Genomic DNA, 23,939 nt, shown 5'->3' with positions numbered 1-23,939 from the left:
TGCACGGGGCGTCTTGCGGCGGTTGGTGCGGCTGGGTTTTGTTTTTCAGATTGTTGACTTCGTAGATGAAAAATCTTTTCTATGTGTTGCTTTTCCTGCTGCTGGGCGGGCCGGTTTCCGGTGCCCTGGCGCAGTCGGTTGATCTGGTGGTGTCCATCGTGGACGTCTCGACGCGCAAGCCCGTGGCGGGCCAGCTGGTACACCTCGATAACGCCGCCGTGGGCTTCAGCGCCCAGCAAACCACCAACGCCCAGGGCCAGACTCGCTTCCGGGGGCTGAGCACGGCTGGCACCTACACCGTGAGCACCGAGGTATCGGACCGGTTTCAGGCCGTGCGCGAAACGGGCCTTACGCTGCGCGCCAACTCCAGCCCCAGCGTGACGCTGGTGCTGCCGCTGGCCAGCGCCCAAACCCTGACAGGCGTGACGGTGCGGGCCCCCAACAACGCCACCACCCTCAACACCCAGAACGCCGAGGTAGCCTCGCAGCTGTCGGCGCGGGAGCTGCGCGAGATTCCCATTGAGGCCCGCGACATCACGCGCGCCCTCTACCGCCTGCCCAACGTGACGCAGGCCACGGGCTTTTTCGCGGAAGCACCCAACGTGAGCATCAACGGCGCCAACGGCCTCTACACCAACTACCTGATCGACGGCCTCGACAACAACGAGAACTTCCTGGGCGGGCAGCGCTTTGCCATGCCGGTGGGCTTCGCCCAGAACCTGAACGTACTGACCAACAACTTCAGCACCGAGTTCGGCAACTCGGCCAACGGCATCGTCAACATCACCACCAAATCCGGCTCCAACGACCTGACGGCCGAGGCCTTCTACCTGACCCGGCCCGGCCCGAGCATCGACGGCAAGACCGATTTTGCGCAGCGCGACCTGTCGGGCAACCAGGTGAAAGGCGGCTTCCAGCGCCAGCAATTCGGCTTTGGCGTGGGTGGGGCGCTGGTGAAGGACAAGACGTTCTTCTACCTGAACGCCGAGCAGACCTTCGACTTCAAGGACAACGTGCTGACCTCGCCCGACCTGGGCGTGGCGGCCACCGTGCGCGGCCAGAACCGCTTCACCTACCTCTCCGGCAAGCTCGACCAGCGCTGGACCGAGCGGTTCCGCTCGTCGCTGCGGGCCAACGTGGGCCTCGTGAACATTGAGCGCCAGGGCGGCGGCCTCGACGGCGGCATAGCCTTCCCGTCGACTGGCAACCGCCAGGACCGCAACTCTATCAACATCGCCTCGCAGAACGTGTACGTGGGCAACAACTTCACCTCGCAGACCGATGTGCAGTACGCCCGCTTCCGCTGGAACTACGCCAGCGCCGACAACCCCGACAGCCCCGACGTGACAGTACTGGGCCCAACACGGCAGGTGCTGGCGGTGCTAGGCCACCCCGGCTACTTGTTCGATTCGCACCAGAGCACCTGGCAGGCCCAGCAGAAATTCACGCTGCTGCGCGGCCGCAACACCTTCAAGGGCGGCTTCGGGGTTATCAGCACTGAGCACTCGCTGTTCGGCGGCGGCAACCCTAACGGCAGCTACACCGTGCAGCTCACGCAGGCCCAGCTTGATGCGCTGCGGGCCCGCAACCTCGGGCCCGGCCTGGGCATCAACGACATTCCGGCCAACGTGCAGGTAAACAACTACAGCGTGGAATTACGGCCGGCCTCGTTCGGCACCACGCAGAACCTGTACAATATCTACGTGGAAGACCTGTATGCCGTGACGGACCGCCTGAACGTGACGCTGGGCGTGCGCTACGACTACGACAACCTCTCGAAGGGCGGCGCCGCCAACGGCGACCGGAACAACGTGGCCCCGCGCGCTAACTTCAACCTGCAGCTCACGGACCGCAGCAGCCTGCGCGGCGGCTACGGCCTGTTCTACGACAAGATCCTGTACACCGTGTACAGCGACGCGCTGCAGCAAAACACCACCTCCGCCGACTACAAAACCCAGCTGCGCGAGTTGGTGCGGGTGGGCGCGCTGCCTGCCAGCACCAACTTCGACCGGATTACGTTCGATGGCAACCAGAGCGGCAGCGTGGCCGGCGTAACGTATCTGCAGGGCCCTTCGGGCTCTACGCTACAAGGCCAGCGGGCCGGCGTTTCGAGCGGGGAGCGGCGCATTCTCAACCCCAACGGCTACCAGAACCCGTATTCGCACCAGAGCACGCTGGGCTACCAGTATCAGGTGAACACCAAGACCCTGTTTTTCGTGGATCTGGTGTACAACCGCAGCTACGACCTGTTCCGCCTGCGCAACGTCAACAGCGTATCGGAGTACCCGCAGACCGACCCCAACAACGTGACCGTGCGCACCGAAACCCAGGCCAACGCCACCCGTCCCGTGCCTATTCTGGCCGACGGCAGCGCCCTGATTGGCGGCCAGCGCGTAACGGGCGTGGCCCGCAACGTGGTGATGACCGAGTCGGAAGGCCGCTCGCGCTACATGGGCGCCAGCTTCAACCTGCAGAAGGATGCCGCCGAAGACAAGTACGGCTACCGCGTGTCCTACACGCTGTCGAACCTGAAAAACGACACCGAGGACGTGAACTTCCGCGCCGCCGACGCCAACAACTACGGCCAGGAATTCGCCAACTCCATCAATGACCGTACGCACGTCATCAACGCCATCGGCAGCTACTACCCGGTGCGGGCGCTGCGCCTCACGGTGGCCTCGCTGCTGCAAAGCGGCCAGCCCGTAAACCGCGTGACGGGCGGCTACCCGGTGCCGGGCAGCAACCCGGTGGTGCTCACCAACGACCTGAACGGCGACGGCAGCTCGTTCAGCACTGCCTACCAGGGCAACGCCGACCGTTTCCCCGGCGAAGGCCGCAACTCCGACCGTCTGCCCTGGTCGAAGACGTTTGACGTGGGCGCGCAGTACTCGCTGCACTTCGGCGAGAAAACCAGCCGCCTGGAGCTGACCGCCGACGTGTTCAACGTGCTCAACACCCAGAACCTGAGCGGCTACGCCAACAACGCCACCCAAAGCAACCAGATTCAGGTGGGCGCGGCTGGCTCGGGCATCGTGCGCCGCAACGCCAGCGCCCCGCGCCAGTTCCAGTTCGGGCTGCGCTACGCGCTGTAGTCAGGCAAAACGGATGTGCGTGTCATGCTGAGCTTGCCGAAGCATCTCTACCGCTTCGCCTGCATGAATTCAACGAAGCGGTAGAGATGCTTCGGCAAGCTCAGCATGACACGTTCTTTGACATTACCTTCCCAACGAATGAAAAAATACCTTTTCCCTATCCTCGCCCTGCTCTCCGCCTGCAACCCCACCGACAAGGCGCGGGAGCCACAGCAGGTGCTCACCCAAACCTGGCCGCAGATAGAGGCGGCCGCCAAAGGCCAGACCGTGAGCATGCTGATGTGGATGGGCGACCCGCTCATCAACCGCTACATGAGCACCTACGTGAAGCCCGAGCTGCAGCGGCGCTACGGCATCGAGCTGGAAATTGCGGCCGGCCAGGGTGCGCAACTGGTTCAGACGCTGGCCGCCGAGCTGCAGGCCGGGCAGCCCAGTGAGGCCGATATGGTCTGGATCAACGGCGAGACGTTTTACCAGCTGCGGCAGGTGGATGCCCTGCTGGGGCCCTTCGTGGACAAGCTGCCGAACGCCCGGCTGCTGGATATGCAGAACCCGTTCATCAACACCGATTTTCAGCAGCCGGTGGCGGGCATGGAAGCGCCCTGGGGCAACGTGCAGTTCAACTTCATCTACGACTCGGCGCGGGTGGCGCGGCCGCCCCGCTCGTTTGCCGAGCTGCCAGCCTTCGTGCAGGCCCACCCCGGCCAGTTCACCATCCCGAACGAATTCACGGGCATGACGCTGCTCAAGTCGTGGATGATAGCGCTGTCGGGCAAGCCGGAGCTGTTCCGGGGCAAGTTTGATGAGGGTGTGTACCGGAAGTGGTCGGGCGCGCTGTGGCGGCAGATCAACGCCAGCCGGCCGTATTTCTGGAAGCAGGGCCAGACGTTTCCGGAGCAGCTGGCGCCGCTGCACCAGCTGTTTGCCAACGGCGAGGTAGCCTTCACGTTTTCCAACAACGACGCCGAGGTGGACAACAAGGTCAACCAGAAGGTGTTTCCGGCCACGGCCCGTGCCTACGTGCCGCTGCCGGGCACCATCCAGAACTCGCACTACCTGGGCGTGGTGCGCGGCGCCCGCCACCCCGAGGCGGCGCTGGTGGCCATCAACTTCCTGCTTTCGCCGGAAGCCCAACTGCGCAAAATGGACCCCAACGTGTGGGGCGACCATACCGTGCTGAATCTGCAGGCGCTGCCCGCGGCGCAGCGGCAGCAGTTTGAGCAGCTACCTTCGCGCCGCTACGCGCCCCGCCGCCAGAACATCCAGGGTCAGGCCATCATGGAGCCCGACCCGGAGTACATGACCCGCCTGTTCAAGGACTTCCGCACCTACGTTATCGAAAAGCAGCCCGTTCCGGCCGGATAGAACGACTGCCGAATGTCATGCTGAGCGAAGCGAAGCATCTCGCTCGCCAAATTACCCTATTCGTCAGGCTCCCCATCTCCTTTCCGGAGAGGGGGCCGGGGGTGAGGCGCATTCGTTGCTCCGAAGCGGGCGAGCTGCTCCGACAACGTCAGCACGCGAGATTCCTCGGCTACGCTCGGAATGACCCTCTCTTAAATCTGAAACTCTCCTCTTTTTTGAAACCCGCTAACCGTTCCTGGATCCTGCTGCTGTATGCCCTGCTGGTGGCCGGCCTGCCGCTGGCCGGGCTCGGCTACGCGGCCCTGGGCAGCGTGGGCGTGGTGGGGCCGCTGGCTACGGGCTTCACCGGCCAGCACTGGCAGGCCCTCCTTCACGATACCGGCCTGCTCTACGCGGCGCTCTATAGCCTGTGGATTGCCACGGCGGCGGTGGGCGTTTCGGTGGCGCTGGCGCTAGGGCTGGTGCTGCACGCGCAACCCGCGCTGCGGCGGTGGCCGCTGCCGGGCCTGCTCTACGTGCCCCTGATCATGCCGGCGCTGGTGGTGGCGTTTTACCTGTTTCAGCTGCTAAGCGGGGCCGGCTGGCTTTCCCGGATTAGCTTCCGGCTGGGCCTGACCGGCAGCCCCGAGGCGTTTCCGGAGCTGGTGCAGGACGCCGCTGGCCTGGGCATCATTCTGGCCCACGTGCTGCTGCTGTTCCCGTTCCTGACGCTGCTGCTCCAAACAATCTACCACGAAAGTCGCCTCGACGACTACCGCCAGCTCACCCTGACGCTGGGCGCTAGGCCCGGGCAGTTCCGGTGGCGGGTGGCGGTGCCGGTACTGCTGCGCCGGGCGGCGCCCACGCTGCTGCTCAGCATCATTGCCACGCTTGGCGCCTACGACATCCCGCTGCTGCTGGGCCGCCCCTACCCCCAAATGCTGAGCGTATACATCGCCACCCGCCTCCAACGCTTCGACCTGAGCGAGCTGCCCGCCGCCTACCTGGCAGGCTTCCTGGTGGCGGTGGGCCTGCTGTTGCTGATTGCCCTGCTGCTCCGGGTGCTGCGGGTAACCCAGGCCGAAAAAAACTGACACAGCTAACCAGCTAGCACGCTCCCTTCATCACCTCATCACCTCATCACCAAATAAAAAAATGCGCTCCAGACTGCTCGTTTTCCTGCTTGCCGCCCTGTTCCTGCTGCCGTTTGGGCTGCTGGGGCTGCTGGCCGTAGGAGAAGGCTGGCGGTTTCCCGACGCGCTGCCGCCCGCCTACTCGCTGGCTGCTATACGTAGCCTGCTCTCCGCCGACAACGACCTGCTGGCCGGCCTGGGCCGCAGTCTGCTGCTGGCGGGCTCGGTGGCGGTGGTAGCTACGGCCGGGGGCTTCGGGGTGGCGCGTGCTGTGGCCCGCACTGGCGGCGGGCAACGCTGGCTGCTGCTCAGCTACCTGCCCTACGCCCTGCCGCCGGTGCTGCTGGCGGTGCTGGTGCAGCCGTTTATCATCCGGATGCACCTTTCGGGCTCGGTGGGCGGCGTGCTGCTGGGGCTGCTGCTGGTGGCGCTGCCGTTTGCCACGTTGCTGCTAGGCAGCTTCTGGACCCGCCAGGCCACCGAGTACGAGCAGCTGGCCCGCACCCTGGGCTGCACGCCCCGGCAGGCGTTGCGGCTGGTGCTGCTGCCGCTGGCCTGGCCGCTGCTGCGCACCACCCTGGTCCAGACGTTTCTGCTGAGCTGGTTTGACTTCGGCCTGACCAACCTGCTGAGCGTGGGCAAAGTGCGTACGCTCACGGTGCAGGTGTTCACCTACGTGGGCGAGGCCAACGCCCCGCTGGCGGCCGTGGCCTCGCTGCTGCTGCTGCTGCCGCCGGCCCTGCTGCTGCTGGCCAACAAATCTGCCCTGCTCCGGAAGCCGTAGCTTAAGGCCGGAAGGCAGGTTTCAACCATCAGCAAAGCACGATTAGCCATTGCGCGGCAACTTCTCCGCACTGAATCAACCTGCTTTCAACTCTCAGATTACAGTGAAAAAATGGAGGAAATACCGGAAATAAAGATGGTGCCGCAGCCCGAGTCTGAGGCAGCGAAACAAGCGGTTGGCTACCAGTGGAACGACGTTGCGGGGACCAGACACAAGCTGGGAGGTAAGCCTGATTCGGCAGGTGAGGTGGTGTATCCGACTTGCCCGGAGTGCTCGGACACCATGACATTTTACGCGCAGGTGGATTCCATCGGGGATGCGTACGACCTGATGGATTGTTGCGTGATCCACGTATTCGTGTGCCTGGATTGCTTCACGACGACCAGTATGATCAATCAGTGTCCGGCTTAGCCCGCCCCCTACATCTCCTCTGACTGCTTGCGGCGGGTTTTCCGCACCAACCTCTCCCACTACCAACTCCATGCTCAGCGTTTCTAAGCTATCCAAACAGTTCAACGGCCAGCCCGTCTTGCGCGACATTTCCCTGGAGCTGCGCGAGGGCGAGGTGCTGGCGGTGCTGGGCCGCTCGGGCTGTGGCAAAACCACGCTCCTCAAGATCCTGGCTGGCCTCGAAACGCCCGAAACCGGCACGCTCACCCTGCACGGCCACGACCTGCGCCCGGTGCCGCCCAACGAGCGGCAGATGGTGTACCTCTACCAGGAGCCCCTGCTGTTTCCACACCTCACGGTGTTCGAGAACGTGGCGTTCGGGCTGCGCATCCGCCACGTGAAAGAGGCCGAAATCAACGCCCAGGTAACGGCCCTGCTGGCTGAGCTGGAGCTGAGTGAGCACGCCCGTAAGGCACCGCACCAGCTGTCGGGCGGGCAGCGGCAGCGCGTGTCGTTTGGGCGGGCCCTCATCATCCGGCCGCGCCTGCTGTTGCTCGATGAGCCCTTCGGCAACCTCGATGCCCAGACCCGCGCCGCCATGCAGGAGCTGTTTCGGCGCGTCAGTGAGCAACACCAGATTACCTCGCTCTTCGTCACGCACGACAGCCGCGAGGCCCTCACCGTCGGTACCCGCTTCGCCTACCTCGACCGCGGCACGCTGAGCAGCTTCGCCTCCGTCGCCGACTTTATCCAGGACCCACGCACCAATATTGCCGCCGAACTGTCTTTCTGGGACACTATCCAGCGCACCGCATTTAGTGCCTAGTAGCTGGTGCTTAGTGCTTAGGTCAAACGACCTAGGCACCAAGCACGAACAACTTGGCGCTAACAACTAAGCCCTACATGAAAACCGACTTCACGCACTGCGAATCCATTTATTGGGTGTTCACCCAGCTCTGCAACGACAAGTGCGACCATTGCTACAACGACTCTGGCCCGCAGGGTACGCGCATCAGCGTGCAGGACTGCTTCCGCATCATCGATAACCTGCCGGAGCGGGTCGACCGCCTGATTCTGTCGGGCGGGGAGCCGCTGGCCGACCGGGTGAAGCTGTATTCGATTCTGGAGGCGCTGCAGGCCAAGTACCAGGGCCGCACCCAGATTATGCTCCAGACCAACGGCGACCTGCTCACGCCCGAAATCCTGGATCTGCTGATTGCCAAAGGCGTCACCCGCTTCGATATTGCCAGCATCGACCGCTACCACAAAGCCGCCGGAGCCCGCCTGATGACGCTGGCCGACCTGTTTGAGAGCCGCGGCGTCAACGGCGACGACCACGACCCGCTCATCGACAAAGAGCACCTGCTGGTAGAAGGCCACCGCCTGAGCTGGGGCTATTGGGGCGCCACCGAGGAAATGTGGCTGGGCGGCAACTGGGCCCGCGGCCGGGCCATGGAGAAAAACATCTGGCTGCGCGACCCCAGCCACAACTTCTGCGCCATCCTGTCGGGGGCCAAGGGCTTCCTGGGCGGCACCGATCTGCCGCAGGAAATCAGCATTCAACTCTGGAAAATCAACCCTTGCTGCCCTGGCACCAAGTTCCCGCTCGGCGACGCCCGCCGCGAAAAGGTAGCCGACGTACTGCTGCGCGCCTCTCAGTCTGAAATCATGCAGCGCCTCAACCAGGGCGAGCCCTGGAAGATGGGCGAATCCATCGGCGTGTCGGAAGCACATGCCCTGGCCCGCACCGAGGACCTGCAGAACGTGTGCCGCTGGTGCGACGAGTTCTTCGAGCAGCACGTGGACGAGGTGGTAGCCGCCACCCCGCTTCCAGCCTGATTTCCTTCTGATTCCTTACCCAGCAAAAAGCCCCGCACAGCTACTCCAGCGTTGCGGGGCTTTTTGCTGCGTCCCTCACAGGCCTGAAAACAGGCATGTATATCAGATGCCAGGTTGGTGTACGGCTGGCCGGAAACCGCAAGCGCGAAGAAAAGGCTTCGTGCTACTGCCTGGGTACCAACCCGAGCATTGTGCTATGGTATCCGTTTCGCGCCAACGTCTCCCCCGCCATACCTCCATTCCGGAGCACAAAAAAGCCCTCACCTGCGCAGTGCAGATGAGGGCTTTGGTGATCCCGCTGGGATTCGAACCCAGGACCCATACATTAAAAGTGTATTGCTCTACCAGCTGAGCTACAGAATCAGTTACTTTGCACGCAAATCGTGGCTTATTTGCTGATTGTGGCACAAAAGTAGTCGGCCGCCTTTTACCCTCCAAATGTTTTGCTGAAAAAACTCTTCCTTTTTTTACCGCCTCGCTGCTGACTGCCGGCTCGGTCATGGCGCAACCGGGGGCGCAGGAGCTTCAGAAAGCCGATTCGGCCTTTGTAGCCGGTGCTTATACACCTGCTTATCAATTATATCGACAAGTACTGCGCCAACACAAGGTAGCCTCGCCCCAGATGCTGCTGCGCATGGCCTACGTGCAGGATGGCCTGGGCCACTATCCGGCTGCCCTTTACTACCTGAGCATGGCCTACAAGCGCCAGCCCAGCCTGGCCACGTGGCGCAAGATGGCCGCCCTGGCCCGCGACCGGCGCCTGACCGGCTACCCCGACACCTGGCGCCAGGACCTGCGCCTGCTGGTGCAGCGCTACTATTACCCGGGTTTGCAGGTGCTGCTGATTGGGGCCGTGGCGGGAGGCATGCTGCTGATTCTGCGCCGCCGCCGGCTTAGCCGTGGCTGGTGGGTATCGTACGGGACGTATCTGCTGCTGGCGGGCGTGTACCTGCTGCGGCTGGCGCCCGAGCGGGCGGCACTGGTGGCCCGCCCCCGCGCCGCGCTGATGAGCGGCCCCAGCGCCGGCGCCTCCTGGCTTACCACCGCCGCCGCTGGCGACCGGCTCCTCGTGCAAGGCCGCCAGGACACCTGGTACCGCGTGCAGTGGCAGGGCCAGGATGCCTACATCCGCACCCAGGATTTGCTGCTGGTGCAGTGAGTTTTTTTGGTGATGAGGTGACAGGTGACAGGTGACAGGTCAACATCAGCACGCGAGATTCCTCGCTCCGCTCGGAATGACGTTCTTTTTTCACCTGTCACCTGTCACCTCATCACCAAAAACTCACTTCATCTCCCCTTCTTCCTCTTTGCGGAAGTGGCTTAGCACCAGTTTATCGGTGAGGGCGGGGAGCCACTTGTTGAGGAAGACGGTGAGTTTGCCCTGGCTGGTGAGCACTAGGTCGCGGCGGCGGTGCTGCACGGCGTACAGGATGTGCTGGGCCACTTCCTCGCTGCTCATCATCTTCTGCTCGTCGCGCGGCGACTCGCCTTGCTGCGAGCCGTCGGCGGCCAGCGCTACTTGTCGGATGTTGGAAGCCGTGAAGCCCGGGCAGGCCAGCAGCACGTGTACGCCCTGCGGCAGCAGCTCGGTGCGCAGGGCTTCCAGGAAACCGTGCATGGCAAACTTGGAGGCCGAGTAGCCGGTGCGGCCTGGCAGCCCGCGGTAGCCGGCAATGCTGCTGATGCCCACCACCGAGCCTTTGCTGGCCAGCAGGTGCGGCAAAGCGCCTTTTGTGGTGTACACCGTCCCGAAGAAATTGGTCTGCATCAGGCGCTCAATCACGGCCAGGTCTACGTCCTGAAACCGGGCGCGCATGCTGATGCCAGCGTTGTTGAGCAGCACGTCGAGGCGGCCGAAGGCGCTGATGGTTTCGGCGACGGCGCGCAAGGCGTCGGCGGCCACGCCCACGTCGGCGCGCACGGTGTGGTGGCGGATGCCCAGGCGGGCCAGCTCCTGCGCGGTTTCCTGCAGGCGGGCTTCGTCGCGGCCCGTGACGACCACCTGCGCGCCGGCCTGCCCGAAGGCCACGGCACAGGCCCGGCCGATGCCGGAAGTACCGCCGGTAATCAATACTACTTTGTCTTTCATCTGGAAGCGCCGCGGTGAAATCTGCCGGGGCAGGCGGCGGGCAAAACTACCGATTTTCGCGCCTATTCGCCGGAATAAACCGGCTTTCGGTTAGCCGCCGGCCCGGCCTGAATTAATCCTCTGCTATATTGGATTGTCGGTGTGAGAAATTGTATTTTGTCTCCGCAATGTACCTACATTTACCTACCTCTTCCTTAGCCTTTTCCAGCTGCTTTTTATGATTACAACTCTACGTATCCGGCGCAGTGCGCCTTTTCTTCTGTGCAGTCTGTTGGGGTTGCTGCCGCTGGGCAGCACGGCGTGGGCACAATGCCCGGCAACGGCCAGTGCCTGCACGCCCGGCGCGGCACCAGCCTCCAACATACCCTTTGGGATGGGCATTCTCAACGTGACGCTGGGCACCATCAACAGCACCACCGGCGGTGTTCAGGAAGGCTTTCAGGACTACTCCTGCACGGTGGGCACCACGCTTACGGCGGGCCAGAGCTACCCTATCAGCATCCGCACCAACGCTAATGCCAACGAGAACGTGCGCGTGTGGCTGGACCTCAACAACGACGGCACCCTCAACCCCACCACCGAAATGGTGTTCAGCTCCATTTCGGCCCGGGTACACACCGGCACCATCTCGCTGCCCGCCTCGGCGGTGCTGGGCACCCGCCTGCGCCTGCGTGTGGCCGCCGACTACGTAAATGCGCCCATTCCGGGCCCGTGCAGCACGTCCCAATATTCGCAGACCGAAGATTACGCTGTGACGGTGCAGGCCAACACGGCGGCGCCCGTAGCCGAGTTCGTGGCAAACCAGACCCTGACCTGCTCGGGCTGCGTGCAGTTCACCGACCAGAGCCAGAACGCGCCTACCAGCTGGCTCTGGAACTTCGGCGACAACACCACCAGCACTCAGCAAAGCCCCAACCACTGCTACTCTACGCCGGGCACCTACACCGTCACGCTCACGGCTACCAACGCGGCCGGTAGCAACGTGCGCACCCGCGCCAGCTACATCGTGTATGACAACGCCGTGCCGGTGGCCGCTTCCTGCACCCCCACCACGGCGGCCTATTGCTGCGGCTACGGCATCACGCAGTTTACGCTGGGCCCGCTTAGCAAGACTTCCCAAGATGGGCAGGCCAGCTACGAGGACTTCACCTGCACCAGCCGGGCGCAGCTGACCGAAGGCAACTCCTACCCCATCAGCTTTGGCACCGCCACCAATCCGCAGGATATCCGGGTGTGGCTGGACCTTAATAATGACGGCATCTTCACGAGCAACGAGCTGCTGTACACAGCCCTTAACCGCACCAATCCGGCCGGTACAGTGCTGATTCCGGCCACGGCGCTCAAGAATGTGCCGCTGCGCCTGCGGGTGCTGGCCGACTTCGTGGGCGGGGCCGCCACGGCCTGCGCCACGCCGCAGCTGGGCCAGATTGAGGACTATACCGTGACAGTGCGCGCCAACACAACCCCACCGGTGGCGGCGTTCAGCTCCAACCACGTGCCCGGCAACTGCCAGAACCCGGTGCAGTTCACCGACCAGAGCCAGAACGCGCCCACCAGCTGGCTCTGGAACTTCGGCGACAACACCACCAGCACCCTGCAGAACCCCAGCCACCAGTATGCCACCGGCGGGGCCTTCACTGTCACGCTCACCACCACCAATGCCTTCGGCTCCAACACAATCAGCAAAACCAACGCCGTGGTGCTGATGGTGCCCTGCGTGCGCTACTGTGAGGCCACCGGCACCACCCCCAATATATGGCTGACCACCGTGGCCACGCGCCGCGGCACGGCCATCGACTTCACCAACACTTCGGGCGCCAACGCCAACGGCTACGGCAACTTCGTGGACAAGGTGATTCCGCTGTACCAGGGCACCAACACCTTCCTGGACATGAGCGTGAATGCCAACTTCCAGCACCTGCTCTGGGCCTGGGTTGACTGGAACCGCAACGGCACGTTTGAGGCCTCGGAGCTGCTGGCCAACACGGCCACGTCGGCCACGACCCTCACGGCGGGCTTCACAGTGCCTACTAACCCGGCTTTCCGGGGCCTGACGCGCATGCGGGTGATGGTGCGCCTCAACAACCTGCCCACGCCCAACCCCTGCCAGGTAAACCAGAACAACTCGGAAACCGAGGACTACTCGGTGCTGGTCAGCCAGCCGCAGTCGTCGATGGAGGCCCGCACGCTGCCCGCCCTGAGCGTGTTCCCGAACCCCACTACCGATGGCCGCCTGCACCTGCGCCTGCCTGACCCCACGGCGGCCGGCACCTACGCCGTGCGGGTGGAGAACCTGCTTGGAGCCCTGGTTCAGGAAACCACCCTGCGCCTGAGCCCCAGCCAGGATGCCGAGCTGAACTTGGCCGGCCTGCCCCGCGGCCTGTATGTACTGCGCCTGCAAAATGCCGACGGCCAGACCGCCGTGCGCCGCGTGCAACTGCAATAAGTTGAGTGATTTTTGGTGATGAGGTGAGAAGCCGAACGTCATTCCTCGCAGGCTCGGAATGACGTTCTTTCCTGTCACACATCACTCCTATCACCTATTCCCTGTCTCCTCTCTCCCTCATTACCTCATTACTTTATATGCGCCAAACTGTACTCCGCGCCATATGCTTCCTGTTGCTGCTGGCAGGGCTGAGCCCCGGGTGGGCCGTTGCCTCTCACCTATTGGGCGGCGAGATGCGCTATCAGTATCTGGATGCCAACGGCCCGGCCAACGCCCGCTACCGGTACCGCGTTACGGTGCTTGTGTATCTGAACTGGGAATGCCCGCCGGCTGGCGGCTCGTCCAGCACGCAGTCCAACGTGCCCGACGGGCGTTGCAACATCTTCCTCAACATCTACGACAAAGCCACCCGGCAGCGCATTGCCAGCAACGAAGGGGCCAACACCTTCCCCTGCACGCAGGTCAGCTGCTCGACGCTGCAGAACCCCATCCAGAACGACCAGCAGCAGGCGGGCACGTTCCGGCTGCCGCGCATTTCCAACCCCAGCATCACGCCGCCGCAGCCCGGCGGCTGCAGCATCCCGCCCGGCTCGGTACCGCCCGTGCGCCTGGCCCGCTACGAGGCCATCGTGAACCTGCCCGTGTCGTTTGATGGCTACTACGCCGTGTACACCGACGGCACGCGCAACTTCAACATCGACAACCTGCAGAACCCCAGCAACCAGAACCAGACGCTGTTTGTGGAAATGGCGCCGCCGCTGCTGCCCAACTCCTCGCCTACCTTCTCCGATACGGCCGTCGTCGTTATCTGCCAGGGCGACACCAGCATTCTGGTCAACAACGCCGTCGACCCCGACGGTGACCGGCTGATTTACTCGTTCAGCACCCCCTACAACGGCAACCAGGGCTCAGCAGCCACCTTTGTGGCGCCGCCCAGCGTCACGTATGCCAACACCGGCGGCTTCTCGGCCACCACACCGTTTGGCACCGGCGCCGGCAACTACGCCTTTCTAAATGCCAGCAACGGCATCAGCCGCTACGCCACCTCACGCGTGGGCCGCTATGTGGTGGCCGTGGAAGTCAAGGAATACCGCACCATCAACGGCGCGGAGGTTTTGATTGGCTCGACGAGGCGCGAAATTCAGCTGGTGTCGCGCACCTGCTCGCCCAACAACTCGCCGCAGTTTACGGCCGCCACCACCGCGCAGCCGCGGCTGTTTACCGTGGAGGAAGGCCAGCCGGTCAGCTTCAACCTGGGCGCCACTGATGCCGATGGCAACCCCATCAACCTGCGTGTCAACAGCGTGCTGCTTGATGGCAGCGGCCCGTTCAATGCCACCTTCGCCGGCAGCCAGGGCACCGTGCTGCCGGGCGCCGTGACCGGCAGCGCCACCATCCAGGGGGCGGGTGCCGTCAACGGGCAGTTTGTGTTCAACACCCAGTGCGGCAACGGCCGCGCCACACCCTACGACGTGGTAGTAACCGCCACCGACGTAGCCTGCGGCGCGAAAAGCGTGGCCGACGTGTTCCAGATTCAGGTGACGAAGGCCCTGGGGCCAACCAGCATCAGCGGCAACGACGTTATCTGCGACCGAACTGTAGCCCAGCAGTATACGGCGGGCGGCCCCACGGCCAGCTCCTACCGCTGGACGGTGCAGGGCGGCACCATTCAGGGCCCGGCCACCAACAACACCGTGCAGGTGCTCTGGACCGGCACCGGCGCTGGCCGCCTGGTTTTGCGCGGCGTATCGGCGTTCGGCTGCCCTACTGATTCGGTGGTGCGCATCATCGATGTGCGGCCGGCCGGTGCGCTGGCCGTGACGCCAACCGCCACCGCCATCTGCCCGGGCGGCTCCACTTCCCTCACGGCTACCGGCAGCACCACCTACCAGTGGACTTCCAGCACCGGCCAGACGTTCACGGGCAGCACCATCACCGTCTCGCCGGCCGTAACGACCACTTACACGGTATCGACGTTCGACGGCATCTGCACCACTACGCGCCAGGCCACCGTGACCGTCAACCCGGCGGCCGTGGCCAATGCCGGCACCGATGTGGCTACCTGCTCCGGCGTGTCTGCGTCGATTGGCACGGCTGCCCTGGCCGGCTACACCTATCAGTGGAGCCCCGCTACCGGCCTGAGCAACACCAGCGCCGCGCAGCCCACCTTCGTGCTGAGCAACACCACCAACACGGCGCAGACCTTCGCCTACACCGTAACGGCCACCACGGCCCAGGGCTGTGTGGCCCGCGACTCGGTGCGCATCACGCTGAATCCCGCCGCTGTGGCTAATGCCGGCGCCGACCGCGCCGTGTGCTCCGGTACGCCTACTTCGATTGGCTCGGCCTCGCTCGTGGGCTACACCTATCAGTGGAGCCCGGCCACCGGCCTGAGCAGCGCCACCGCCGCCAACCCGACGGTTACGCTCACCAACACCGGCAGCGCGCCGCAGACGTTCACCTACATCGTCACGGCCACTACCGCCAACAGCTGCGTGAGCCGCGACACGGTGCGCGTCACCATCAACCCGGCCGCCGTGGCCACGGCCGGCACCGACCGGGCCGTATGCTCGGGCGAAACCACCACGCTGGGCGCCGCCTCATTGGTGGGCTACACCTACCAGTGGAGCCCGGCCACCGGCCTGAGCAGCGCTACGGCTGCCAACCCGACTTTCAGCCTGACCAACACTGGCACTACGGCGCAGGTGCTCACCTACACGGTCATGGCTACTACGGCTGAGGGCTGCGTGGCCCAAAGCACGGTGCGCATCACGCTCAACCCGGCCGCCATTGCCAACGCCGGCCCCGACGCCACGCTCTGCGACCGGCAGTCGACAACGCTGGGCAGCGCGGCCCTCACCGGCTACCGCTACCAGTGGAGCCCGGCCGCCAACCTGAGCAGCGCCACCACGGCCCGCCCGGTATTCACGGGCGTGAACACCACCCAAACGCCGCTCACGCTCACCTACATCCTCACGGCTACCAGCGCGCAGAACTGCGTGGCCCGCGACACGGTGCGCATCCTCGTCAACCCGCGGCCGCTGCCCGACAGCATCCAGGGCTCGGCTTCGGTGTGCCCCACGGTGCAGGGCATTGCCTACAGCATCCGGGCGCCGCGCTCCACGGCGTACCAGTGGCTTGTGACTGGCGGCACCATTGCCAGCGGCCAGGGCACGGCGGCCATCACCGTGAACTGGGGCGGGGCTTCCGCCACGGCCAGCGTGCAGGCGTTCCGGCTGAATGCTGAAGGCTGCTCGTCGGATACCGTACGGTTCCCGGTACGCATCAATCAGCAGCTCGTGACGCAGCGGCCCACCGGTCCGCTGCGTGTGTGCCTCGCCGATGGCCCCTTCACCTACCAGACCCAGCTCACCAACGGCTCCACCTACGGCTGGCAGATTGTGGGCGGCACCCAGCTGAGCACCAGCCAGAACACGGTGCAGGTGAACTTCACCCGGCCCGGCATTGCCAAGCTGGTCGTGACGGAATCCAGCAACCCGGCCGGCGGCCGCTGCCTGGGCCAGAGCGACACGCTTTACGTGACGGTACTGCCGTCGCCGGCCGCTAACCTGGCCATCAGCGGCCCGGCCCGGGCCTGCGCCAGCCAGACGGCAGCGCAGTTTGCACTGGCCGGCACCGCCGGCTCCACCTACGCCTGGACCGTGAACGGCGCGCCCCAGACGGTTACGGCCAGCACCCTGAGCGTACCGACCGCCGTGGGCACCTACAACATCACGGCCCGCGAAACCAACACCAGCCTGTGCGCCGGGCCAGTGTTCACCAAAACCTTCGTGGTCGTGCCGCCGCTGGCTATTGCCGGTCCGGCTAGCTACTGCCCAGCCAGCCGCACCGGCCTGCGCTACAGCACCGCGGCCCTCAGCGGAGGCCAGTACCAATGGACGATAACGGGCGGCACCATCACCAGCGGCCAGGGCACGCCCACCATAACGGTTGACGTGCCGGCCGGCGCGGCCAACGCTACGCTCAGCGTCTCGGAAACTACCAGCACCGCCTGCGCCGCCACCTTCACCATCCGCCCCGACAACGCCACCGTGGCACTGAACGTGGCCTCGGTGGATTTGCAGGATGACCGCAAAATCAACCTCGCGCTCAACGTGCCCAACAACACCGGCAACGCCAACCGCGTGCAGATTCTGCGCCGCGTGGCGGGCAGCACCTCGGCCTTCGCCACCGTGGGCAACGTGCCCAACACCGCCACCACCTTCATCGATACCGGCGTGGATGCCGATGCCGCCGCCTACGAGTACCGCGTGGAGCTGACCAATGCCTGCGGCGACCTGCTGGCCAGCACCCAGCATACCACCATCCGGACCCAGGCGCTGGCCGCAGAGGGCGGTGCGGGCCGCGACGAAGGCAAGGTGACGGTGAGCTGGAACGCCTACCAGGGCTTTGCCGTGCAGCAGTACCGACTCTACCGCCGGGCCGCCAACGGCACCGCCGAGCTGGTGCAGACCGTGGCCGGCACCGCCACCAGCGTGCAGCTCACCACGGGCAGCGCTGGCTTCGACCAATGCTTCCGGATTGAAGCCGTTGGCCCGGGCACGCTCACGTCCACGTCCAACGAGGCCTGCGTGCAGTTCGCCAACGACCTGGTGTTCTACAACGTGGTGACGCCCAACGGCGACAACCTCAACGACCAGTTCATCATCAAAAACGTGGAGCTCTACCCCGGCAACTCGCTGGCCATCTTCAACCGCTGGGGCAAGGAAGTCTACAAAGCCAGCAGCTACCGCAACACCTTTGACGCCAGCACCACCTCGGCCGGCGTCTACTACTACTTGCTGAAGCTGCCCGACGGCCGCTCCTTCAAAGGCTGGTTCGACGTGGTGAAATAGAATCACGGATTACAGCGGATTTGACGGATTTATCGGATTTTGTAGTCGATTCAAATTCGGGGTTTGCTAAAGCAAAAGAGGCTTGCCAAGCGGCAAGCCTCTTTTTTGTGGTCTACTTGAAGAAATCGAACAGGTGTCGGCTACGAGCAAAGCCCCCAAACGTGCCCCATCCAAAGCAAAGAGCCCAAACGTGCGCCGTCCACAAAATCCGATGAATCCGTCAAATCCGCTGTAATCCGTGATTACCTTTGTCGGGTGAGAAAATCCGTTAAAAACATCCCGGCGGAGCTGCTCCGCGAAGTCGAAATTACCGACATGGTGGCCGAGGGCAAATGCCTGGTGCGCCGCGAGAACCTGGTCATCTTTGTGACGCAAGTGGCCCCCGGCGACGTGGTGGACCTGCGCGTGACCAAGGCCAAAAAGAACTTCCTGGAAGCCGTGCCCACGCACTTCCACAAGTATTCGGAGTTGCGCGTGCAGCCGTTTTGCGAGCATTTCGGCACCTGCGGGGGCTGCAAGTGGCAGCATTTGGGCTACGAAACCCAGCTGCAGTTCAAGCACCAGCAGGTGGCCGACACCCTGCAGCGCATCGGCAAGGTGGCCCTGCCCGAAATTCTGCCGATTCAGCCTTCCCCCGACCAGACCTACTACCGCAACAAGCTGGAGTACACCTTCAGCCACAACGGCTGGCTCACCAACGAGCAGATTGCCAGCGGCCACAACTACGAGCGGCGCGTGCTGGGCTTCCACACCCCCGGCCGCTTCGATAAGATTCTCGACATCAACCACTGCTGGCTGCAGCCCGACCCCAGCAACCAGATCCGGCTGGCTGTGCGCGACTACGCCCTGGAGCACGACCTGCCCTTCAACAACCTCGTGACCCAGGAAGGCTTCCTGCGCAACCTCATCATCCGCACGGCCAACACCGGCGACCTGATGGTGATTCTGCAGTGCTACTATGCCCACGACGCGCTATTTCCCCTGCTGGATTTCCTGCACGAGCGGTTCCCGCAAATCACCTCCCTCAACTACGTGCTCAACGACAAGGGCAACGAAACCTTCCACGACCTGGAGGTGGTGTGCTACAAGGGCGAGCCGCACATTCACGAGGAAATGGAAGGCCTGCGCTTCCGCGTCGGCCCGAAATCCTTCTACCAGACCAACTCCGACGGGGCCTTCAACCTCTACAAAATCACCCGCGACTTCGCCCAGCTCACCGGCTCGGAGCTGGTGTATGACCTCTACACCGGGGCCGGCACCATCGCCAACTTCGTGGCCCGGCAGGCGAAACACGTAGTGGGCGTGGAGTATGTGGAATCGGCCGTGAAGGACGCCTACATCAACTCCGAAATCAACGGCACCACCAACACCGAGTTCTACGCCGGCGACATGAAGGACGTGCTCAACGCCGAGTTCATCCAGAAGCACGGCCGTCCCGACGTCGTCATCACCGACCCGCCCCGCGCCGGCATGCACCCCGACGTAGTGGCCCGCCTCCTCGAAATGCGCGCCCCCCGCATCGTGTACGTCAGCTGCAACCCCGGCACCCAGGCCCGCGACCTGGAGTTGCTGGACGAAGCGTATAAAGTAGTGAAAGTGCAGCCCGTAGACATGTTCCCCCACACCCACCATGTGGAGAATGTGGTGTTGCTGGAGTTGCGGTAACTATCATCCTGAGCGCCATGCTGACCCACGAAAAGCTGGATATTTATGCGCGCTATAAGGGCAACTGGGAAAACTGGCTACGTAGCTCAGAAGGAATCCATAGTTTGCAAGCAGGTAAGCCCAGCATATTGAGGGAGGAAGATTGGTCTTTAATCGACAGGAGCGTACAGGACTTGTACCTTATTCAAAACGGACTGGCCTCAAGTTCCTATGTAAAGGAACTTGAGGCCAACTTATCGGCCTTTTGTGAGGATTCCACAGTTGTGCAAAGGCTGCGAGAACTGGTTCCCTCCCAGTATGGTCTTTGGGACCAAAAAATCTCGCCGGGACAATCTTTGCCAAAACGATTTGTTGATTGGGTGTTTCGATTGTTTGCCTAATACCTTCAGCCTACTAAATATGGACTATACCAACGACCCCGAACTGAATGGCAAGTACCTCGGCACTATCACCAAGGACTTTGCTACCGTTTCCGATACGCTGAGCGAGGCTTCCTCACAGATCCGCAAGCGGGATATTTCCAAGTATCCCATCTTCGTGTTTGCCCGTCAGGAGGTGCCGCTGGGCGGCCTGCTCATCAACGCCGACGAGCTGAACCTGGAGTGGCACGTGTTTGCCAGCTACCTGGAGCTGTTCGTGCAGCAGGGCATCGTGGGCCAGGACGGCATCGAAGCCTTCCAAAACACCTACCGCGACGCCGATGAGTACTGCTGCCTGTTCGTGCTCGACGAGGAGTTCACCAACTTCGTCTACATCCCCTACCCGGAAGACTGATCACGGATTAGCACGGATTTTAGCGGATTTCACGGATTTTGTGAACGACTGAGAAACAGAAGAGGCTTGCCGATCGGCAAGCCTCTTTGCGTTATGTGGGGCATGTTCAACAGAGCAGCGCCGTCCACAAAATCCGTGAAATCTGCTAAAATCCGTGCTAATCAGTGATCAAAGTGGTTGAACCCCTGGGCCCGCAGCGGGATGGGCTGGCCGGCTTTGGTGATGAGGTTCGCGCCTTCGCTCTTGTCTACCATGTGGCCGATGATGGTGATATCGGGGTGGTTCTTGATTTTGTCGTGGGCCGACAAGGGCACGGTGAAGAGCAGCTCGTAGTCCTCGCCGCCGTTGAGCATGCACATGATGGGGTCGAGGTTGAACTCCTCGGCTACTTCCAGCGTGGGGTTGGCAATGGGCAGGTTTTCGGTGAACACGCGGGCCCCGGTGCCGCTGGCGGCGCACAGGTGCAGCACCTCGGAGGCCAGCCCGTCGGAAATGTCAATCATGCTGGTGGGCACCACGCCCAGGTCGCGCAGCTCGTGCACCACGTCCATGCGGGCTTCGGGGCGGAGCTGGCGCTGGAGCACGTAGGGGTACTTGCCGAGCTCGGGCTGGGTTTCGGGGTCGGCCTGCCAGGCTTGCTTTTCGCGCTCCAGCACCTGCAGGCCCAGGTAGGCCCCGCCCAGGTCGCCCGTCACGCAGAGCAGGTCGTTGGGGCCGGCCCCGCTGCGGCGCACGGCTTTGCCGGCTTCAGCCAAGCCCAGGGCCGTGATGCCGATGGTCAGGCCCGAGCGACTGCCGGTGGTGTCGCCGCCCACTACGTCCACGTTGTAGGCCTCGCAGGCCAGCCGGATGCCTTCGTAGAGTTCCTCCACGGCTTCTACGGAGAAGCGAGAGGGCACGCTCAAGGCCACCACAATCTGGGTGGGCAGGGCGTTCATGGCCGCCACGTCCGATACGTTTACGGCCACGGCTTTGTAGCCCAGGTGCTTGAGGGGGCAGAACGTGAGGTCAAAATGCACACCCTCCACCAGCAGGTCGGTGCTGATAACCACTTCCTGCCCGGCCGGGGGCGCGAGGATGGCCGCGTCGTCGCCGATGCCGAGGATGGTGCTGGGCTGCTGCAGGTGTACGGTTTCCTGAATCCGGCGAATCAACCCGAATTCGCCTACTTTATCAAGGGGGGTTACGTCGCTCATTAGAATCGCTGATTTGCGCTGATTGTGTTGATTTCGCTGATTGGCTGGCCTGTTCACCAAGTAATGCCCGGCGGCCCGGCTACCATGGGCGCCAAGAGCAAAGGTACGACAGGAAGTCGGCGGCCCGTATTTCGGCCAGACCGCCAGCGCGTCCTTGCAAGAGCCCATAAAACAACGAGGCCCACGATAAGTCGTGGGCCTCGTTGCTCTTAAAAAGATCAGCGCAATCAATGAAATCAGCGCGAATCAGCAATTTACTTCACCATCAGCTCTTTGTAGAGCTTGGTCTGGCCGTCTTTTGAGATAAACTGCACGAAGTACAAACCGGCTTTCAGGCCGGAAATATCCAGCGTAATTTTCTCCGTCGACAGGCCCTGTGGCTGCGCCGAAATGGACTGGCCGAGGTTGTTCATCACCACGATGGAGCCCACCTTCACATCCTTCAGCTCGACGAACGCCGTGCCGCTGGCGGGGTTAGGATACACGCTGATGCCGTTGTTGAATTTCTCCAGCACCTTCAGCGGGCCGTAGGTACCGAACGGGCCGGTGTAGTCGTTGTGCTCGCCGAGGCGGGAGTAGCTCTGGGCAGCCGGGTCAGAAGTGCCTCCGGGAGGGAAAGCGTAGCTGTACGCCTGCCACTGATCGGCAATGTTGTAGGTGGCCGAAGCCGGATTCACGCGCGTGCCGCTCGAAACCGTAGCGCGGCGAATCAGCGACTGGTTGGCCGAGGCTACCAGCGGCGGAGTCGTCTGGCCGTTCACGGGCGGGTCGGCGGCATTGGTGCCGCTCCATTGGCCGGTGCCCGTGCCACCGCCGGCTGGCCGAGGCTGGAAGCCAATAACGCCGAAGATGTCAACCAATACTGGCGTACCGACACCAGCCGTGCCGCTGGTCCAGCGAACAAGGGCCAGGGCGTCGTCGCCGTTATGGTAGGCCACGCCGCCACGCACCAGCGTGTTGGGGCCGACAGTAGCCACGGGGGAAGCCGCCAGCTGGTTGGCTTTGCTCACGATGGCCGTAATAGTTGCTTCGCCGTTGGCGTACACGAAGGCAGCAGCAGAGTTCAGGGTATTGGCCCCGGTGGTGCGCTGCAGCTTCTCTTCTTCAGTTACGGTAGCGCTGCCGTTGGAATAGCGCCGGATGGAGTAGGCGTTCAGGCTGACCGACGAAGACGTGGGGTTGAAAATCTCCAGGGCCCGCTCGTTGCCGGTGGAGTTGGAAACGCCGCCGTTGTAGCTGATGCCCGACTGGTGAGCACCCTCGGTGTATTCCGACAGGAACAGTTCGGTGCCCTGGCCGCGGGAAGTAGCCGCTGCCAGCAGCAGCGCCGACACTAATACGTAATGTTTTTTCATGAAGAAGGTTGGTGAAAGGGTCACTAATCTGAAATCAAAGATAGGCACTTTGCCTGGGGTTTATACGTTACCAATGTGTAAAACGCGCATCAGCTATATAGTTGAATCTTCTGATTATCAGCCGGTAGACTAAATAGCCACGTGGGTTTCAGGTCGTATTTTTGCACGTTTCCACGAGCCTGATGCGCCTGCGCCTGCTTGCCAGCAGTAGCTTACAGCACCAAATTATCCTGAGCCTATTATCATTGCTTGGCATTTGCCCACCATTGCGTACTTTCTTCGCTGATCCGAACCGCCCTTCTTTGTTTATGAAAAACACCGTTTGGCTGGCGCTGCTGCTGGCTGCCTTCACCGCGTGTAACCGCACCCCTAAAGCTGTTGACCCGGCTTCGGCATCGGCCGCTAAAGCCCAGCTGAGTGTACTGCGCGACTCCGTGGATATACGCTGGACGCAGATGATGGCCAGCGACGACGCCAAGCTGGTGGCCACCGCCCAGATTCTGAACGAGCTGGAACGCGCCCCCGGCGCCAGCCAGCCGCAGCTGCAACAACTGAGCCGCGCCAACGACCGCCTCAAGGCGCTGCGCTACCAGCAGCTCAGCATGCAGTCGGCCCAGATTGACCGCTACGATTCCGCCCAGGACTCGCTGCTGACGGCTTTGCGTGGCCTCGCGAAGGCGCCCGGCGCCAGCACTACTGTCCAGAACACGCTCGAAACCATTGGCCAGTACGATGGGCAGGTGGTCGGCTACCGCGTGCAGTACGACCGGGCGGCCAAGCAGTTTAACAACTATCTGAAGCTGCACGAAAGCCAGCTGCGGGGCCAGAAGGCCAATAGCACCCTGGCCCCGCTTCCGCTGTTTGAGCTGCAGGAATAAGCCGCGGCTTCCGCGCCGCGCCGGCCCAGACCGCCGGGCGCGGGCAGCGCGGCAAAAAAAGGCAGCAGGCCATGCAACCAATTGCCCTGACCGTGACT

16 protein-coding genes and 1 tRNA gene are annotated in these 23,939 nt (G+C 63.2%); 13 read left to right on the top strand and 4 right to left on the bottom strand.

Annotated features, from left to right (window positions below; translation table 11 throughout):
• Window positions 1–65: 65 nt before the first annotated feature.
• The 6 genes from N008_RS15105 to N008_RS15075 all read left to right on the top strand — a co-directional run bounded on the left by N008_RS15105 (window position 66) and on the right by N008_RS15075 (window position 8,582).
• A complete protein-coding gene (locus tag N008_RS15105; protein WP_044017199.1) occupies window positions 66–3,092 on the top strand; it encodes a TonB-dependent receptor in 3,027 nt (1,008 codons plus the stop codon).
• A 138-nt stretch (window positions 3,093–3,230) separates the two neighbouring features.
• Window positions 3,231–4,457 carry an ABC transporter substrate-binding protein gene (locus tag N008_RS15100; protein WP_044017197.1) on the top strand — a complete coding sequence of 409 codons (1,227 nt, stop codon included), beginning with the start codon at window positions 3,231–3,233 and terminating at the stop codon, window positions 4,455–4,457.
• Window positions 4,458–4,672: 215 nt separating this feature from the next.
• The gene (locus N008_RS15095; protein WP_044017195.1) at window positions 4,673–5,530 is read left to right on the top strand and encodes an ABC transporter permease subunit; all 858 of its coding nucleotides are present in this window, start codon (window positions 4,673–4,675) and stop codon (window positions 5,528–5,530) included.
• 61 nt (window positions 5,531–5,591) lie between these two features.
• Complete coding sequence (locus tag N008_RS15090; RefSeq protein ID WP_044017193.1) at window positions 5,592–6,353, top strand: ABC transporter permease; 762 nt, start codon at window positions 5,592–5,594, stop codon at window positions 6,351–6,353.
• Between the two features lie 481 nt (window positions 6,354–6,834).
• The gene (locus N008_RS15080; RefSeq protein ID WP_044017189.1) at window positions 6,835–7,569 is read left to right on the top strand and encodes an ABC transporter ATP-binding protein; all 735 of its coding nucleotides are present in this window, start codon (window positions 6,835–6,837) and stop codon (window positions 7,567–7,569) included.
• A 77-nt stretch (window positions 7,570–7,646) separates the two neighbouring features.
• Window positions 7,647–8,582: a radical SAM protein gene (locus N008_RS15075; RefSeq protein WP_044017187.1), complete on the top strand. Its 936-nt coding sequence runs from the start codon at window positions 7,647–7,649 to the stop codon at window positions 8,580–8,582.
• A 287-nt stretch (window positions 8,583–8,869) separates the two neighbouring features.
• Here the strand turns inward: N008_RS15075 and N008_RS15070 are convergent.
• Window positions 8,870–8,945: transfer RNA gene (locus N008_RS15070), tRNA-Lys, on the bottom strand.
• Between the two features lie 136 nt (window positions 8,946–9,081).
• Between N008_RS15070 and N008_RS15065 the strand changes: the two genes are divergently transcribed.
• Window positions 9,082–9,741 (top strand): hypothetical protein, encoded by a 660-nt coding sequence (locus N008_RS15065; protein WP_156109338.1) that lies wholly within the window; start codon window positions 9,082–9,084, stop codon window positions 9,739–9,741.
• Between the two features lie 123 nt (window positions 9,742–9,864).
• On the opposite strand, the gene N008_RS15060 is transcribed toward N008_RS15065, so the two are convergent.
• On the bottom strand, window positions 9,865–10,671 hold the full coding sequence (locus tag N008_RS15060; RefSeq protein ID WP_044017172.1) for an SDR family oxidoreductase: 807 nt from the start codon (window positions 10,669–10,671) through the stop codon (window positions 9,865–9,867).
• 217 nt (window positions 10,672–10,888) lie between these two features.
• On the opposite strand from N008_RS15060, the gene N008_RS15055 reads away from it, so the two are divergent.
• From N008_RS15055 to N008_RS15035, 5 genes are all read left to right on the top strand, one after another.
• Window positions 10,889–13,117: a GEVED domain-containing protein gene (locus N008_RS15055; protein ID WP_081910832.1), complete on the top strand. Its 2,229-nt coding sequence runs from the start codon at window positions 10,889–10,891 to the stop codon at window positions 13,115–13,117.
• Between the two features lie 137 nt (window positions 13,118–13,254).
• Window positions 13,255–17,973 (top strand): gliding motility-associated C-terminal domain-containing protein, encoded by a 4,719-nt coding sequence (locus N008_RS15050; protein WP_156109337.1) that lies wholly within the window; start codon window positions 13,255–13,257, stop codon window positions 17,971–17,973.
• A 255-nt stretch (window positions 17,974–18,228) separates the two neighbouring features.
• A complete protein-coding gene (rlmD, locus tag N008_RS15045) occupies window positions 18,229–19,638 on the top strand; it encodes a 23S rRNA (uracil(1939)-C(5))-methyltransferase RlmD (protein WP_044017166.1) in 1,410 nt (469 codons plus the stop codon).
• 17 nt (window positions 19,639–19,655) lie between these two features.
• The gene (locus N008_RS15040; RefSeq protein ID WP_044017164.1) at window positions 19,656–20,018 is read left to right on the top strand and encodes a hypothetical protein; all 363 of its coding nucleotides are present in this window, start codon (window positions 19,656–19,658) and stop codon (window positions 20,016–20,018) included.
• 19 nt (window positions 20,019–20,037) lie between these two features.
• Window positions 20,038–20,412, top strand: a complete 375-nt coding sequence (locus N008_RS15035) for a hypothetical protein (RefSeq protein ID WP_044017162.1) — start codon at window positions 20,038–20,040, stop codon at window positions 20,410–20,412.
• Between the two features lie 161 nt (window positions 20,413–20,573).
• Here N008_RS15035 and thiL read toward each other — a convergent pair whose 3' ends face one another.
• Together thiL and N008_RS15025 are read right to left on the bottom strand one after the other, a co-directional pair.
• Window positions 20,574–21,608 carry a thiamine-phosphate kinase gene (gene thiL / locus N008_RS15030; protein WP_044017160.1) on the bottom strand — a complete coding sequence of 345 codons (1,035 nt, stop codon included), beginning with the start codon at window positions 21,606–21,608 and terminating at the stop codon, window positions 20,574–20,576.
• A 254-nt stretch (window positions 21,609–21,862) separates the two neighbouring features.
• Window positions 21,863–22,963 (bottom strand): T9SS type A sorting domain-containing protein, encoded by a 1,101-nt coding sequence (locus tag N008_RS15025; RefSeq protein WP_044017158.1) that lies wholly within the window; start codon window positions 22,961–22,963, stop codon window positions 21,863–21,865.
• A gap of 308 nt (window positions 22,964–23,271) precedes the next feature.
• On the opposite strand from N008_RS15025, the gene N008_RS15020 reads away from it, so the two are divergent.
• Window positions 23,272–23,841 carry a hypothetical protein gene (locus tag N008_RS15020; RefSeq protein WP_044017156.1) on the top strand — a complete coding sequence of 190 codons (570 nt, stop codon included), beginning with the start codon at window positions 23,272–23,274 and terminating at the stop codon, window positions 23,839–23,841.
• Window positions 23,842–23,939: the final 98 nt, after the last annotated feature.

Origin of the sequence: Hymenobacter sp. APR13, assembly GCF_000737515.1 — a bacterium.
Taxonomy (GTDB): Bacteria; Bacteroidota; Bacteroidia; order Cytophagales; family Hymenobacteraceae; genus Hymenobacter.
This window is presented reverse-complemented; position numbering and strand designations above follow the sequence as displayed.

Bases quoted from the DNA above. Each gene is read 5' to 3' on its own strand.
- N008_RS15035 (WP_044017162.1), top strand. From the start codon at position 20,038: ATGGACTATACCAACGACCCCGAACTGAATGGCAAGTACCTCGGCACT.
- N008_RS15050 (WP_156109337.1), top strand. From the start codon at position 13,255: ATGCGCCAAACTGTACTCCGCGCCATATGCTTCCTGTTGCTGCTGGCA.
- N008_RS15060 (WP_044017172.1), bottom strand. From the start codon at position 10,671: ATGAAAGACAAAGTAGTATTGATTACCGGCGGTACTTCCGGCATCGGC.
- N008_RS15065 (WP_156109338.1), top strand. From the start codon at position 9,082: ATGGCGCAACCGGGGGCGCAGGAGCTTCAGAAAGCCGATTCGGCCTTT.
- N008_RS15055 (WP_081910832.1), top strand. From the start codon at position 10,889: ATGATTACAACTCTACGTATCCGGCGCAGTGCGCCTTTTCTTCTGTGC.
- N008_RS15105 (WP_044017199.1), top strand. From the start codon at position 66: ATGAAAAATCTTTTCTATGTGTTGCTTTTCCTGCTGCTGGGCGGGCCG.
- N008_RS15040 (WP_044017164.1), top strand. From the start codon at position 19,656: ATGCTGACCCACGAAAAGCTGGATATTTATGCGCGCTATAAGGGCAAC.
- thiL (WP_044017160.1), bottom strand. From the start codon at position 21,608: ATGAGCGACGTAACCCCCCTTGATAAAGTAGGCGAATTCGGGTTGATT.
- N008_RS15080 (WP_044017189.1), top strand. From the start codon at position 6,835: ATGCTCAGCGTTTCTAAGCTATCCAAACAGTTCAACGGCCAGCCCGTC.
- N008_RS15075 (WP_044017187.1), top strand. From the start codon at position 7,647: ATGAAAACCGACTTCACGCACTGCGAATCCATTTATTGGGTGTTCACC.
- N008_RS15020 (WP_044017156.1), top strand. From the start codon at position 23,272: ATGAAAAACACCGTTTGGCTGGCGCTGCTGCTGGCTGCCTTCACCGCG.
- N008_RS15090 (WP_044017193.1), top strand. From the start codon at position 5,592: ATGCGCTCCAGACTGCTCGTTTTCCTGCTTGCCGCCCTGTTCCTGCTG.
- N008_RS15025 (WP_044017158.1), bottom strand. From the start codon at position 22,963: ATGAAAAAACATTACGTATTAGTGTCGGCGCTGCTGCTGGCAGCGGCT.
- N008_RS15100 (WP_044017197.1), top strand. From the start codon at position 3,231: ATGAAAAAATACCTTTTCCCTATCCTCGCCCTGCTCTCCGCCTGCAAC.